Source organism: Pseudomonas sp. P5_B3 (genome assembly GCF_056400405.1).
This window is the reverse complement of the sequence record NZ_JBFULI010000066.1, coordinates 13,627-28,722: the sequence shown is the minus strand read 5'-3', so window position 1 is coordinate 28,722 and position 15,096 is coordinate 13,627. Positions and strand designations below refer to the sequence as shown.

The window sequence follows — 15,096 nt, the reverse complement described above, 5'->3', positions numbered from 1 at the left end:
ATCGCTAGCAGGCTCACTCCTACATTGGGAAATGTATTGGTTCAGGGCTTTTTGGTGCGAGGCAGGAAGATCGCCAACACCCCGAACAACGGCAGGAACGAGCACAGGAAATACACGTACTCAATCCCGTGCACATCCGCCAGATGCCCGAGCAACGCCGCACCAATCCCGCCGAAACCGAACATCAAGCCGAAGAACACCCCGGCGATCATCCCGACATTGCCTGGCACCAACTCCTGGGCGTACACCACGATGGCCGAGAACGCCGAGGCGAGGATGAAGCCGATGACCACGCTGAGAATGCTGGTCCAGAGCAGGTCGACATGGGGCAGCAGCAAGGTGAACGGTGCAACGCCGAGGATCGAGAACCAGATCACCGCCTTGCGCCCGATCCTGTCGCCGATCGGCCCACCAAAGAACGTCCCCGCCGCTACCGCGCCGAGAAACAGGAACAGGTGCAACTGCGAACTGGCGACCGACAGGTCGAATTTCTCGATCAGGTAAAAGGTGAAGTAGCTGGTGAGGCTGGCCATGTAGAAATACTTGGAGAACACCAGCAACCCGAGCACGACCAACGCGCAGGTCACTCGGCCCTTGGACAGGCCGTGAGTCGCCGCCTGACCTTGCTTGAGCTTGAACAGGTTCAAGTGGTTGGCGTACCAGCGGCTGATCCGGTAGAGCACGAACAGCGCAAACACCGCGAACAGGCCGAACCAGGCCACGTGCCCCTGACCATAGGGAATGATGATCGCCGCCGCCAGTAACGGGCCGAACGCCGAGCCTGCATTACCGCCGACCTGGAAGGTCGATTGCGCCAGCCCGAAGCGCCCGCCCGAAGCCAGGCGCGCCACGCGGGACGCTTCCGGGTGGAAGGTCGACGAGCCGATGCCGATCAGCCCCGCCGCCAGCAGAATCAATGGAAAGCTGCCGACCACCGACATCATCAGAATCCCGACCAGGGTGCAGATCGTCCCCGCCGGCAATAACCACGGCTTGGGATGGCGGTCGGTGTAGTAACCAACCCACGGCTGCAGCAGCGAGGCCGTCAACTGGAACGTCAGGGTGATCAGGCCGACCTGGGTGAAGGTCAGGCCATAGTTGGCCTTGAGCATCGGATAGATCGATGGCAGCACCGACTGGATCAGGTCGTTGATCAAATGCGCCAGCGCTACCGCGCCGATGATGCGCATCACCAGGGGACTGCTTTGGGGCGTAGCGGACGCCGGCACTGAGCCGGACTGGGCGTTGCTGATAGCCATGGGAGTTTCCAAAACACAAGAGGTACAAACGTGCAGGTGCGTCAATGTGCCATTTTTCAGTGCGGCAACGCCATCCCCTTAGCCTGCTAACGACTTCGTTTTTCATCGCCACAACCTTGATGGCGCAAAGCCATGGTCTGAATCTTGCCTTCCTTGTCTGCTTGAACGCGGCCTCCTTACAAAGGAGACCAAGAATGGGAAGTTTCGCCACAGAGTCGGCCTACAGAGCGGACAAGGGTGAACTTTCGAGGCCTTTTAAGAGGGCACGAGTCGGGGGCAATAACCTCCGGCGCACGCCAATGGTGCGTGGTGTCCAGAGGAGTCATGGGGCATGCAGGCTTTTTTATCACCGGGGATCGGGCTGCTGGGGCGCTTCGGCTTCGCACGCAAATTCCAGCTGTTGTTTCTGCTGTTTATCCTGCCGCTGGCCGGCAGCCTGTGGATGATCGGCCAGGACTATCGCGACAAACTCAGCCTGATCTCCGGCGAACGCGCCGGGGTACGGCAACTGCTGGCTCTTGATGCGCTGGATGACCTGCTCGGCGCCCAGCGTGATCGTGCCGCCCGGTGGCGCGCCACGGAAACCAATCGCCAGCCAACGCCGGCCACCCTCGCCGCGATGGCAGCCTTCGATGCGGTTCAGCCTGCCGTCAGCCAGGCCACTGCCGAGTTAGGCCAGGCCCTGCAAAAAGAAAGTGCAGAGGGCGAAACCCTGACGCGTTATCAGGCTCTGCAAACCGCTCTCGATGGCCTCGACTCAAAAAGTCTGAGCAATGTTGGCTGGTGGCCGGATGGCTATGATCGCTTCACCAACGCCTTGAGCGCCCTGCAAGCCTTGCGCGAGCAAATCGCCATGGACAATCGCCTGACGCTGGCATCGTGGCTGGAGACTTATTTGCTGACGCAGATTTCCACCCAGCATGCGCCGGACCTGATCGAACGGGTCGGTCGTCTGGCGGCGATGGGTCAGGCCTCGGTGGTGTCTGGGCAGTTTACCCTGCAAAGCCGTCTTCAACTGCGCGACTTGCGCAGCCGCATCGGCGATGCGCGAGAGCAGCTTGTGAAAACGGCTGGCCTGCTCGAAGCGCGCTTGCCCAGCGCCCTGCAAACCTGGGCCGGGCAATACCACGACAGCCTCAAGCACCTCGATGCGGGCCTGAAGGTGCTGGATGACGGCGTGTTCGGCGGCAGCATCAACCTCAAGCCGGAAGACTTCGAACACAGTCTCGATGCCCTGCTTTCCGACCTCGCCTCGTTGCGCCAGCAGTCGCTGGTGTCGCTGGATCAACGCCTGGATTACTACCACGGCTCGGCGATCCGCCAGTTCATTGTGGTGGCCGCCGTGTTGGGCTGCCTGCTGTTGGCGGCACTGTATCTGTTCATCTGCTTGCAGGCCTCGATCCGCCGCAGCGCCAGCGGTATCACGGTGCTGGCCGAGGCGTTGCGCGATGGCAATCTGAGTCTGCAAGTGCCGGTTCAGGGTCGGGACGAGCTGGCAGTCATCAGCACCGCGCTGAACGTCGCCGTGGTTCAACTGCGCACCAGCCTGCAAGGGGTGGATCACGAAACCCTGCAATTGAGCAACGCGGTGAAAACCCTCAATCATCATTCCAGCGATGCCCTGGGCGAAGTCGAAGCCCAGCAGTTGCAGATCAGCCAGATTGCCGCTGCGGCGACGCAATTGGCCGCCACCTCCCAAGGGGTGGCCCACAGTTGCGAACAGGCGTCCGGCAGCGCCCAGCACACCCGGCGCATTGCCGCCGACAGCAGCCGTGACAGCCAGCGCACCACCGCGAGCATCCAGCAACTCAATCAACGCCTGAACGACACTGCCGCGGCGCTGGGCCGGGTCAGTGAACAAGGGCAGCAGATTCAACTGGTGGTCGACACCATTCGCGGCGTCGCCGAGCAGACCAACCTGTTGGCACTCAACGCCGCCATCGAGGCGGCTCGGGCAGGCGAGCAAGGGCGTGGCTTCGCGGTGGTGGCCGATGAAGTGCGCAGCCTGTCGCAACGCACGCAATCGTCGACCGCACAGATTGCCGGCACGGTCGACAGCCTGCGCAATACGGTGAATGAAGCCGTCAGCCTGATGCAAGCCGCGTGCAGTCAGGCAGAGAGCGATGCACAAGCGGTCACCGGCCTCGGTGAACGGCTCGGAGAAATCGCCAGTGCGGTGCAGAGCGTCACCGATACCCTGGCGCAAATCGCCACGGCTGTGGAAGAACAGGCCAGTACCGCCGACGAGGTTAGCGGCAATATCCAGCAGGTCGATCAAGCGGCGGTGCGCTTGCTCGAAGGGGCCCGCGCGGTAAATCAGGCAGCGGATACCCTGAGCCACGGCAGCAAGGCCTTAAGTGACAATACAGGGCGCTTTCGCTTGAGTTGAGTCCGCCAGGACTTCTCAGGCGCGGATCACCGCCTCCGGGAAGTCCTGCTCCAGTTCGCTCTTGAGCCAGTCGATAAACCACGCCACGTCCGTCGAAGGCCTGGCCATGGACACCTATCACCGCTGGATGGAGGTGGTGATTCCCGGCACCTTGTCCGGCTGCCCGGTGGCTAACGTACAGGTCGGCTTCAACGCCAGCGGCCTGCCCATGGGCCTGCAAATCATCGGCAGACACCAGGCCGACTTCGCTGTCCTGCAACTGGCGCACGCGTACGAACAGGCCAGCCGCTGGTTCCAGCGCTGCCCTTCACCCCAGCTCAGAGGATAGATTTTGATAAACGGTTGAAAGCGCAGAGAAATATTTTAGATTTATGCTTGACGCATCCCCGTTACCGGTGAATAATGCGCGCCACTTGGCTACATAGCTCAGTTGGTTAGAGCATAGCATTCATAATGCTGGGGTCCGGGGTTCAAGTCCCTGTGTAGCCACCAAGTACTAAAAACGGCTTACCGCAAGGTAGGCCGTTTTTTTATGCCTCGAAAAAATGCGCTGCGGTGACAGGGAAATCCTGCACCGCATGCGCGTCTCGATCAGACGCGAACCGTCGGTAATGCCGACAACGCCCGCTCCCAGATCTGCCAGGTGCGCAGCCAGACCATCGCCTGCCAATCGCTGTCGGCGGGATAGAACTGCTCGAGCAGATTCAGCTTGATCTCGCGCCCTGTTGCATCATTCGGGTTGCCGTACAGATGCAGCCAGTGGTCATCGCGCAGATGCCGGTGAACCTCCGGCCCCGGATAAGTCCCGCATTCAATGACAAACGGCATCAGCCGTACCTGCGGCAGCGCATTGATCAGCGCCTGCGAGGTGTAGCCGGTGGCCGTTGCCGCCACGCCGGTTTCGCTGACGGTGTCGGCACCGGTTTGCAGGCTGTAGAGCCACGGACCGTAAATCGCCTGCGCATCTGACAGCGCTGGATAAACGGACTCGGTGATGGTCAACAACATCGGATGACCGTACTCGCCGGCGCCCGTGTGCAAGTCGAAACACATGGCAACCTCGGCATGGGTCACGTGCTTTTGCACGATCCGGTGCAGCGTGCGGTTCGACCAGCTCGGCGCCAGCCCGCCGAAAAACAGGCCGTCGGGATGAGCATGCTGACCGCCCTCGACAATCGACATGACTGCCGGCCAGCCGTGCAAGCGAATCTGTTCGTCGAGCAAGGCATCGGCACGCTCACGCTGCGGACCGTGCAACTGCGGGCAGGCATAGATTTCATGCAGGGCGTTGTAGGCCTGGTTGTCCGGCAGCGGGCGCTGGAAGTCCAGGTGATTGCGGTTCAGGTCAATGTTGTCTTCGTTGACCCGGCGCAACCACGCCATGCCCCAGGGGTTGATGGCATGGATCATGACCACGGCGACATCCGCTGGCAGGGACCGCTTGCCCAACTCCTGCAGCCATTTGATCTGGCAGCCCGAACCATAGAAGCCTTCGACCCCGTGAGTGCCGCTCAACGCGATCAGCAGCCGCTTGGCGCCCGGATCACCCAGCACCGCCACATCGGTACTCAGCGGCTCGCCGAACGGTCCTTTGAGCGGGTGTGGATACTCCGTCAGCGTTGCGCCTGCCGTGGTCGCGGCGGCCAGGAATTGTTCACGCTGGGTGCGATAGCTGGGCTGGGTGGGAAACTCGGTTTGCATGTCTGCCTCTTGTTGATTTTCTGGCCTGCCTGTTGGCAATGACCCTACAGAAAATCCCGCCATTGATGAAGGACAAAAACATCGGGGCCGTGGGACCTGGTTTGCGTCCCTCCCGGTCGGCCGATAAAGTCGGCTGATCGTAGATCCAACGGACGGAGTACCCCCACGTGTTCTCAACCTTCCCTTTGCGCCGCTATCGCCTGCCAGCTCTGGTTCTGCTCGCCAGCGCCTTGACCCTGGCCGCGTGCAACAACGCTTCAGTCCCGACGCTACCGCTCGCACCGGAAAGCGCCTCCGGTTTCCGCACCGACCTGAAAACTCAACACGCCGAGAAATACATGGCGGCGGCGGCCAACCCGCTAGCGGCCGAAGCCGGGCGGGAGATGCTGCGCCGGGGCGGCTCGGCCATCGACGCGGCGATTGCGATGCAAGCGGTGTTGACGTTGGTCGAGCCACAGTCTTCCGGCATCGGTGGCGGCGCATTGATCGTACTCTGGGATGGCAAAGCCGTGCGCACCTACGATGGCCGTGAAACCGCCCCGGCCGGTGCTACCGAGAAGCTTTTCCTGCAAGCCAACGGACAACCGATGGGGTTCACCCAGGCGCAAATCGGTGGTCGCTCGGTAGGCACGCCCGGCGTATTGCGCGCCCTGGAACTGGCCCATCAAAAACACGGGCGCCTGCCCTGGGCACAACTGTTTGAACCGGCCATCCGGCTCGCCGAGCAAGGCTTCGCCATTTCGCCACGCCTGCATCAGTTGATCGCCGCGGATTCGTCCATGCCACGCTCGCCGGAAATGATGGCTTACTTGCGCAATGCCGATGGCAGCCCAAAAGCCGTCGGCACAAACTTGAAGAACCCGGCGCTGGCCGCTGTGTTCAAACGCATCGCCCATGAAGGCCCGGATGCCCTGTACAAAGGCCCGGTCGCCGAGGAAATCGCGGCCAAGGTTCAGGGCCACACCAATCCCGGAAGCCTGTCGCTGACTGACCTCGCCAACTACCAGGCCAAGGAACGCGCGCCGCTGTGCACCGACTACAAGCGCTGGCAAGTCTGCGGCATGCCGCCGCCGTCGTCGGGCGGGATCGCAGTGGCCCAGATCCTCGGCACGCTGCAAGCCCTGGAGACTCGCGACAAGCGCCTGGCACTGGCACCGCTGAAACCGGTCAAAACCATGGCCCCGGCCGGCATCGAACCCGACCCGCAAGCCGTGCACCTGATCGCCGAAGCCGAACGCCTGGCCTACGCCGACCGCGCTCAGTACGTCGCCGATACTGACTTCGTCCCCGTGCCGGTCAAAGGCCTGGTCGACCCGGCTTACCTGGCCAGCCGCGCCGCTCTGATCGGTGAACGCAGCATGGGCACGGCCAAACCTGGCACTCCGCCGGGCATTCAGATGGCCTATGCACCGGACCGTTCGCCCCTGCGGATTTCCACCTCGCAAGTGGTGGCCGTCGATGACGCAGGCGGTGCCGTGTCGATGACCACCACCATCGAATCGGCGTTCGGCTCGCACATCATGGTTCAGGGCTTTCTACTCAACAACGAGATGACCGACTTCTCGTTCATCCCCGAGGAAAATGGGCAAAAAGTCGCCAACCGCGTCGAACCCGGCAAACGCCCGCGCTCCTCCATGGCCCCGACCCTGATCTTCGACCGCCAGAGCGGCGAATTCCTCGCCACCGTCGGCTCCCCCGGCGGCTCGCAAATCATCGAATACGTGGCCAAATCCACCATCGGCCTGCTCGACTGGAACCTCGATGCGCAAGCCGCCATCAACCTGCCCAACTTCGGCAGCCGCAACGGCCCGACCGAACTGGAACAGGGGCAATTCAGCCCGTCGCTGATTCAGGCGCTGAAAGACAAAGGGCACAGCGTGAGCGAAATCGACATGACCAGCGGGACCCAGGCGATTGTTCGGGTCAAGGACGCCCAAGGCAAAGCGTCGCTGACAGGCGGCGCCGATCCGCGGCGTGAGGGGCAAGCGCTGGGGGATTGAGTCGTACGCGGGGATGAGAAAGGGCTTACCGGTGGGTAGGCCCTTTGTTTATGAGCAAGTCGCTTATCGACTGATCTTCAACCCCTGCCGAACCTGGTGTTTTTCCAGCGCCAGCTCGATCAGTCGCGTCACCAGCTCGCTGTAGGTCATACCGGTGGCCTGCCACAGTTTCGGGTACATGCTGATGCGGGTGAAGCCGGGCAGCGAGTTGATTTCGTTGATCAGCACTTCGCCGCTGTCGGTCAGGAATACATCGACGCGGGCCAGGCCGGAGCAGCCCAGTACCTGGAACGCTTCGACGGCCAGGGCGCGGATGCGCTCGCTGGCCTCGACGCTGATATTGGCCGGCACCACCACTTCAGCAGCCGCGTCGTCGATGTACTTGCTGTCGTAGGAATAAAATCCGCTGCGCACCACGATCTCGCCGCAGCCACTGGCGATGGCGTCTTCATTGCCGAGTACCGCGCACTCAATCTCACGACCGCTGACGGCAGATTCGATCAACACCTTGGTATCGAAACTCAAGGCCAGTTCCACCGCTGCGGTGTATTCGGCCTCGTCGGCGACCTTGCTCACACCCACGGAAGAGCCCTGGTTTGCCGGTTTGACGAACAGGGGCAAACCGAGCCGGGACCGAACCTCGGCAAACCCGGTACGCGCCGCCGTGGCGCGGGTCAATGTCACGAACGGCGTCACGGCCAGGCCGGCATCGCGCAGCAGGCGCTTGCTGATGTCCTTGTCCATGCACACAGCCGAGCCGAGCACATCGGAGCCGACAAACGGCAGATCGGCCATGCGCAGCAAACCTTGCAGGCAACCGTCCTCACCGAGGGTGCCGTGGACAATCGGGAAGATCACATCGACGTGGCCGAGCATTTCCTGGCTGGAAGTTTCCACCAATTGCTGGCTGGCTTTGCCCGGCACCACCGCCAGTTCACGATTGGACTGGTTGAGGGCGATGAGCGCCGGGTTTTCCTGGTTCAGCAAAAAGTTGGAAGGGTCGTTAAGGTGCCAGTGGCCTTGTTTGTCGATGCCGATCAGCACCGGCTCGAAGCGTGAACGATCCAGCGCATCGACGATGTTTTTCGCCGACTGCAACGACACCTCATGCTCGGCGGAACGGCCCCCGAAAATGATCCCCACGCGCAGCTTGCTCATGACCTGGCCTCATCCTGACAAATAAAAACGACCTATAGAGAATGCGCCCCACAGTGCAGTATTTGCCCTTGGTTTTCTAGCGCACATGTCCCCTTCCGATCAGAAGACAGGGAACCGCTGACTGGGTTACCGTGTTGCGCATCAAGCTCAAGACGATCATCACCATGGCCAAGCGTCCGTCTCGCAATGACTGGTTCCTTCGTGCGCCCGATGTCGGCGGGCTGCAGCGTTTCGAGGCGTTTTTTGCCGGCCATGGCTACGACCTTCACCGCCACGACACCTATGCCATCGGCCACACCCTGGCCGGGGTGCAGAGTTTTCAGTATCGCGGTGGCTGGCGTCACAGCCTGCCGGGCGCAACGATCGTGCTGCACCCGGACGAAGCCCACGATGGCGAGGCCGGCACCGAATCCGGTTTCCAGTACCGGATGATGTACATCGAACCGGCGCTCATCCAGCAGATGCTCGGCGGGCAACCGCTGCCGTTCATCAAGACCGGGCTGTCGAACGATCCCCGCCTGTTCGCCGCCACGGGGGCGTTGCTGCGCAGCCTGGATTGCCCGCTCGATCCACTGGAAGAACAGGATGCGCTGTTCGATCTGGCGCAAGCCATGAGCACGGTTTGCGGTGCGCCGGGCAAACGCTCGGGCTTCGATTACGTGGCCGCGCAGCGTGCGCGGGAATACATCCACGGTGCCCTGGACCGCACCGTGACCCTGGATGAACTGGCGCAACACAGTGGTCGGGATCGCTGGAGCCTGTCCCGGGATTTTCGCCTGTTGTTCGGCACCAGCCCCTATCGTTACCTGACCATGCGCCGCCTGGACATGGCCCGCGCGCTACTGATTCAGGGGCAGACGCTGGTCAGCGCCGCGCTGATCGCCGGCTTCACCGACCAGAGCCACATGACTCGGCAATTTCGCAAAACCTACGGCCTGCCGCCAGCGCGCTGGCTGAACATGCAGCGCCGTTGAGCCACGCACAATCGTACAAGAAGCGCATGGAGTCGCTGGCTATCGTGAGTTCACCAACCACCGCGAGAGCTGTTTCATGAACGCTTACGAAAGCCTGAACTTCGCTGAAAAAATCAGCCGGATCTATTCCCACTGGTCGCCCCGGGTCATCGCCGAAATGAACGACTACCAGTTCAAGGTGGTGAAGCTGCTGGGGGACTTTATCTGGCACGACCACCTCGATACCGACGAAACCTTCATCGTGCTCGAAGGCCGGCTGCGCATCGATTTTCGCGATGGCCACGTGCTGGTGAACGCCGGGGAAATGTACGTGGTGCCCAAAGGCGTCGAGCACAAGCCCAGTGCCGAGCAGGAGGTAAAACTCCTGCTGATCGAACCCAAGGGCGTGCTCAACACCGGCAGTGAAGGTGGTGAGCGCACGGCCGAGAATGATGTGTGGATATGAGCGCTGACCGGTTTACACCTGCAAGATCTTGCCGTCCACCGGCTCGCCAATGGTCAGGAAGTGCCCGCCCGCCACGTGGTGCAAGGTGCGCAAGGCATCTTGCCCGTCGAAGTGCCAGCGGCCTTCGCTGAACACGCGCTCGTCAGCCTGGGCGGCAATCACTTCGGCCAGGAACAGATCGTACTGCTGGTGGTTGTTCGGCTCCGGCAACAGGCGACATTCCAGCCAGGCCACGCAGCCTTCGAGCATCGGCGCATCAACCGACTCGCCGGTGAACGTCTGCAAGTCGTAGGTCTCAAACTTGTCGCGCCCCTGGCCCTGGGTCAACTCCAGGCCGGAGGTCGAACCGACGGTCTGCACAATGTCGGCCTGGGCAGCGCACGGAACGTTCAGTACAAAAGTGCCCGAGGCCTCCAGCAACTGGCGAGTCCAGGTGGACTTGTCCAGCACCACGGCAATTTTCGGTGGTTCGAAATCGAGCGGCATGGCCCAGGCTGCCGCCATGATATTGCGCTGGCCACCGTGGGCTGCGCTGACCAGCACGGTCGGGCCATGATTGAGCAGACGATAGGCCTTGGACAAGGGAACCGGACGGCGGTGGGAAGCGCTCATGGAAGTCTGCTCCTGGGGGAAAAGAGCCGATTGTAACGGGATAAAACACGCTGAAATGAAAAGATCGCCGATAGCGATCTTTTCAGGCTTCGGGCAAAACGCTGGACTCAACTCACCAACTGATTGGCAAACTGCCCCACCGCATTGACCACTTTCTGCGCGCCGTCCTGGATCTCGACAATCACCGTACCCGCTTCTGCCGCCAGCGCCAGGCCCTGTTCGGCCTGAAGCTTGCCGTCGGTCATCAGCGCCACAGCGTTACGCGCCATGTCCTGGTTTTGCCGCACCACGAGGACGATTTCGTCGGTGGCCTGGCTGGTGCGCGAAGCCAGTTGCCGAACCTCATCCGCCACCACGGCGAACCCCCGCCCCTGCTCGCCCGCTCGCGCCGCTTCGATGGCCGCGTTGAGCGCCAGCAGATTGGTCTGTTCGGCAATGCCGCTGATGGTTTTGACAATGGTACCGATCACCAGCGACTGCTCGTTCAGGGCTTCGATGCCATCGCCAGCGGTTTGCATGTGTTTGGCCAGGTCACGCATCACGTCCACGGCCTGGGTCACCACGGCGTTACCGCGCTGGGCGCTTTGGTCAGTTTGCTGCGAAGTGCTGTAGGCAATGTTGGCAGCCTCGGCGACGGCTTGTTCCTGATTGACCTGATCGGTAATCACCGTGGCGAACTTCACCACCTTATAGAGCTTGTTGTTGGCATCGGCCACCGGGTTGTAGGACGCCTCCAGCCAGACCGTACGACCGTGGCTGTCGACACGCTTGAAGCGCTCGGCCACGTATTCGCCCGCGTTCAGGCGACGCCAGAAGTCCTGGTACTCGGCACTGTTGTATTCCTCCGGCAGGCAGAAGGTGCGGTGATGTTTGCCCTTGATCTGCGCCAGGCTGTACCCCATACCGCTGAGGAAGCGGTCATTGGCAGTCAGCACGTTGCCATTGAGATCGAACTCGATCACCGCCGTGGAACGCACCAGCGCACCGATCAGGTTCTCGTGCTCGCGGGAGGCCTCGATGGTGCGGGTCAGGTCGCTGGAGAAGATCGAAAAATGCTTGATCCGCCCATCGGCCGAGCGCACCGGTTGCAGGATCGAACGCAACCAGGCTTCCTGGCCCGTGCCGCGCAACAGGCGCACTGCGCCGGCGAAGTGCTCGCCACGGGTCAGCGCGTTCTTGAAACGCTGCTGGAATTCGTCGAACTTCACGTGATCCGGGACGAAGTCGTCGATGTGTCGGCCGATCAGGTCACCGCTCTTGTAGTGCATTTCGCCAAGGAAGTTCTGGTTGACCGACTGAACCCGTCCATCGCTGTCGAGGGTCAGCACCAGCATCTCGCTTTCCAGACTTTCCTTCACTTGCTGGAGGCTGGAGAGTTCTTCACGAAGAGCCGACAGCTCCTGCTTCAAGCGTTTATTGAACATGGGAAAGCACCGATGGACAGGGGTAGAAAGCGATACACAGCCTAACCATCGGCCTTGGAAACATTTACTTAAGCGTGTTTCAGGCTTGTCCAGTAAAAATAGTTACGACGCGTACAATCAATGCGCGCCAGCGGCAGAACAGCCAGCGATTCTCGGCATCCGCGCACCAAAGTACGCCGCACTGCCCACACCCACCGCGCCCATCACCGCACTGAACATCACACAGATCCATGGACTCCACGGCATCAGGCCGATCAACAACAGCGGTGTGACACTCGCCCACGCGGCGTAGGCAATGTTGTAGGTGAACGAGATACCCGAGACGCGAATCCGCGGCGGGAACAGGCTGACCATCACCGATGGCACCGCGCCGACTACCCCGCAGGCCAGCCCCGCCAAGGCGTAGGCCAGGCCGAGCCAGTCGCCGCCCATGATCAGGCAGGCATACAGCACGCCGATGCCCAACGGCAGCAGCAGGCTATAGAGCATCACCGTGCGCCAGGCGCCGATGCGGTCGACCAGTAGCCCGGCGAGCACGCAGCCGATGTTCAAGAACACGATGCCCAGTGCGCTCAGGGCGAAGGTATGGCTGGCTGTCATGCCAAAAGTTTTCTGCATCATGGTCGGGGTGATGACCACGAACACCACCACGGCCGAGGTCAGCACACAGGTGAGAATCATCGCCGGCAAAATGGCCAGGCGATGCTCGCGCAAGACCGTGCGTAGCGGCAGCTCACCGGCCGCCTCGCGCTGCGCCTGCATGGCCATGAACACCGGGGTTTCGCTGAGCCAGCGACGCAGCCAGACACCAATCACCCCGAACACGCCGCCGAGCAGAAACGGGTAACGCCAGGCGTAATCGAGGATTTCCGCCGGGGTGAATGCCTGCGCCAGGAAGCTCGCGGTCAATGCGCCGATCAGATAGCCGAAGGTCAGCCCCGCCTGCAGGAAACCCAGGGCATAACCGCGATGGGCGATGGGCGCGTGCTCGGCGACGAATACCCAGGCACTCGGCACCTCGCCGCCCACCGCCGCGCCCTGGAGAATGCGCAGGGCCAACAGCAGCAACGGTGCGAAATAGCCGATTTGCGCGTAGGTCGGCATGATCCCGATCAGCAAGCAGGGCAACGCCATCATCAGGATGCTCAGGCTAAAGACTTTCTTGCGCCCCAATCGGTCGGCGAAGTGCGCCATCAGGATGCCGCCCAACGGTCGCGCCAGGTAACCGGTGACGAAGATCCCGAAGCTTTGCAGCAGGCGCAGCCACTCGGGCATTTCCGGTGGGAAGAACAGCTGACTGAGGGTCAGGGCGAAAAACACGAAGATGATGAAATCGTAGATTTCCAGCGCCCCGCCGAGGGCGGCAAGCCCGAGGGTCTTGTAGTCCGAGCGGCTGAACGGCGCCGGGCGCGAATCGGTGTTGGCAGTCATGTAAAGAACTCTGGCACAGGCAAAAACCAAGGCGCCCATGGTCTACGCAAAAGCGCTGGCGGACAACCCGTTAGACCAAAGTCCCATAGCCACGAAACAACCCCGCAAAAATCCTCGGCTTGAATTAATGTTGACGTCTGTCCAGACGGGCGGTTACTGCCCCGAAGACCACAACAAACATAAAAATCCGAGGTACTCCCGTGGCCGCTGATATCGAAGATAGCCGCTCCGCCCGCTTTGCCCTGCGCTGCTCAAGTTTTGCCGAACGCTGGTTTCCCGACTCCTGGGTGTTTGCTGCCCTGGCGGTGATTATCGTGGCCCTGGCCACCATGGCGATGGGTGCCAAACCCACCGACGCCGCCATGGCCTTTGGTGATGGCTTCTGGAGCCTGATCCCCTTCACCATGCAGATGGCCTTCGTGGTGATCGGCGGTTATGTGGTCGCCAGTTCGCCGCCGGCGGTGAAGCTGATTGACCGTCTGGCCAAGCTGCCGAAAAACGGCCGCTCCGCCGTGGCCTGGGTCGCATTGATTTCGATGGTCGCGTCGTTGCTGAACTGGGGCTTGTCCCTGGTGTTCGGCGGTTTGTTGGTACGCGCCCTCGCCCGTCGTACCGACCTGAAAATGGACTATCGCGCCGCCGGTGCCGCCGCCTATCTGGGGCTTGGCGCGGTATGGGCCTTGGGCCTGTCGTCGTCCGCCGCGCAATTGCAGGCCAACCCGGCAAGCCTGCCGCCGTCGATTCTGTCGATCACCGGGATGATTCCATTCACCCAGACGATCTTTCTCTGGCAGTCCGGCGTGATGCTGCTGGCCTTGATCGTCATCTCGCTGATCATTGCCTATGCCACCGCCCCCGGCCCGAACTCGGCACGCGATGCCAAGGCCTGCGGTGTCGACCCGAGTTTCAACCTGCCACCGCTGCAACCACGCACCCGCCCCGGCGAATGGCTGGAACACAGCCCGCTACTGACGATTCTGCTGGCGTTGCTGGCTGCTGGGTGGCTGTTCCATGAGTTTGCGACCAAACCGGCTATCAGCGCGATTTCCGGGCTGAACACCTACAACTTCCTGTTCATCATGCTCGGTGCCCTGTTGCACTGGCGTCCGCGCAGCTTTCTGGACGCCGTGACCCGTGCGGTGCCGACCACTACCGGCGTGCTGATCCAGTTCCCGCTCTACGGTTCGATCGCGGCGCTGATGACCACGGTCAAGGGCGCCGACGCGCAGACCCTGGCCCATCACATCTCGACCTTTTTCGTCAGCATTGCCTCCCACGACACCTACGCGCTTCTGATGGGCGTGTATTCGGCGATTCTCGGCTTCTTCATCCCGTCCGGTGGCGGCAAGTGGATCATCGAAGCACCGTACGTGATGCAAGTGGCCAATGACCTGAACTACCATCTGGGCTGGGCGGTGCAGATCTACAACGCCGCCGAAGCCCTGCCCAACCTGATCAACCCGTTCTTCATGTTGCCGCTGCTGGGCGTCCTGGGGTTGAAAGCGCGGGACTTGATCGGCTTCTCGTTCGTGCAATTGCTGGTACACGCGCCATTGGTGCTAGTGTTGTTATGGGCACTGGGGACGACGCTGGCGTATTTGCCGCCGGTAATGCCGTAACCATAAAAAGGGCCGATATTGATATCGGCCCTTTTTGTTCCGCCCTGTCTGTTTCAGTATCTGCTGGACTTATACGCTGAAAAG

Annotated in this window: 10 protein-coding genes, 1 tRNA gene and 3 pseudogenes; 7 read left to right on the top strand and 7 right to left on the bottom strand. The window is 61.6% G+C overall.

Annotated features, from left to right (window positions below):
- Positions 1-41: 41 nt before the first annotated feature.
- Positions 42-1,259, bottom strand: a complete 1,218-nt coding sequence (locus AC1DRN_RS26680; RefSeq protein WP_223461091.1) for an MFS transporter — start codon at positions 1,257-1,259, stop codon at positions 42-44.
- Positions 1,260-1,590: 331 nt separating this feature from the next.
- On the opposite strand from AC1DRN_RS26680, the gene AC1DRN_RS26675 reads away from it, so the two are divergent.
- From AC1DRN_RS26675 to AC1DRN_RS26665, 3 genes and pseudogenes are all read left to right on the top strand, one after another.
- Entirely contained in the window at positions 1,591-3,648 is a 2,058-nt protein-coding gene (locus AC1DRN_RS26675) for a methyl-accepting chemotaxis protein (RefSeq protein WP_223461089.1), read from the top strand.
- An 88-nt stretch (positions 3,649-3,736) separates the two neighbouring features.
- Positions 3,737-3,976: pseudogene (locus tag AC1DRN_RS26670) on the top strand (amidase family protein); the annotation flags it as partial.
- 87 nt (positions 3,977-4,063) lie between these two features.
- Positions 4,064-4,140: transfer RNA gene (locus tag AC1DRN_RS26665), tRNA-Met, on the top strand.
- Between the two features lie 99 nt (positions 4,141-4,239).
- Here the strand turns inward: AC1DRN_RS26665 and AC1DRN_RS26660 are convergent.
- Positions 4,240-5,349: a DUF2817 domain-containing protein gene (locus AC1DRN_RS26660; RefSeq protein ID WP_223461086.1), complete on the bottom strand. Its 1,110-nt coding sequence runs from the start codon at positions 5,347-5,349 to the stop codon at positions 4,240-4,242.
- Positions 5,350-5,516: 167 nt separating this feature from the next.
- Between AC1DRN_RS26660 and ggt the strand changes: the two genes are divergently transcribed.
- Complete coding sequence (gene ggt, locus AC1DRN_RS26655; RefSeq protein ID WP_223461084.1) at positions 5,517-7,349, top strand: gamma-glutamyltransferase; 1,833 nt, start codon at positions 5,517-5,519, stop codon at positions 7,347-7,349.
- Between the two features lie 63 nt (positions 7,350-7,412).
- On the opposite strand, the gene ddlA is transcribed toward ggt, so the two are convergent.
- The gene (gene ddlA, locus AC1DRN_RS26650) at positions 7,413-8,507 is read right to left on the bottom strand and encodes a D-alanine--D-alanine ligase (RefSeq protein WP_223461082.1); all 1,095 of its coding nucleotides are present in this window, start codon (positions 8,505-8,507) and stop codon (positions 7,413-7,415) included.
- A 164-nt stretch (positions 8,508-8,671) separates the two neighbouring features.
- On the opposite strand from ddlA, the gene AC1DRN_RS26645 reads away from it, so the two are divergent.
- Complete coding sequence (locus AC1DRN_RS26645) at positions 8,672-9,481, top strand: AraC family transcriptional regulator (protein WP_223461238.1); 810 nt, start codon at positions 8,672-8,674, stop codon at positions 9,479-9,481.
- A 76-nt stretch (positions 9,482-9,557) separates the two neighbouring features.
- On the top strand, positions 9,558-9,926 hold the full coding sequence (locus tag AC1DRN_RS26640) for a cupin domain-containing protein (RefSeq protein WP_223461080.1): 369 nt from the start codon (positions 9,558-9,560) through the stop codon (positions 9,924-9,926).
- Positions 9,927-9,938: 12 nt separating this feature from the next.
- On the opposite strand, the gene AC1DRN_RS26635 is transcribed toward AC1DRN_RS26640, so the two are convergent.
- The 4 genes and pseudogenes from AC1DRN_RS26635 to AC1DRN_RS26620 all read right to left on the bottom strand — a co-directional run bounded on the left by AC1DRN_RS26635 (position 9,939) and on the right by AC1DRN_RS26620 (position 13,393).
- Entirely contained in the window at positions 9,939-10,538 is a 600-nt protein-coding gene (locus AC1DRN_RS26635; protein ID WP_223461078.1) for a flavin reductase family protein, read from the bottom strand.
- Between the two features lie 107 nt (positions 10,539-10,645).
- Positions 10,646-11,083, bottom strand: a pseudogene (locus tag AC1DRN_RS26630) (methyl-accepting chemotaxis protein); the annotation flags it as partial.
- 150 nt (positions 11,084-11,233) lie between these two features.
- Positions 11,234-11,872 (bottom strand): annotated as a pseudogene (locus AC1DRN_RS26625) (PAS domain-containing protein); the annotation flags it as partial.
- 207 nt (positions 11,873-12,079) lie between these two features.
- Positions 12,080-13,393 (bottom strand): MFS transporter, encoded by a 1,314-nt coding sequence (locus AC1DRN_RS26620; protein WP_223461077.1) that lies wholly within the window; start codon positions 13,391-13,393, stop codon positions 12,080-12,082.
- Between the two features lie 200 nt (positions 13,394-13,593).
- Here AC1DRN_RS26620 and AC1DRN_RS26615 point away from each other — a divergent pair, with 200 nt between their 5' ends.
- On the top strand, positions 13,594-15,012 hold the full coding sequence (locus AC1DRN_RS26615; RefSeq protein WP_223461076.1) for a short-chain fatty acid transporter: 1,419 nt from the start codon (positions 13,594-13,596) through the stop codon (positions 15,010-15,012).
- Positions 15,013-15,096: the final 84 nt, after the last annotated feature.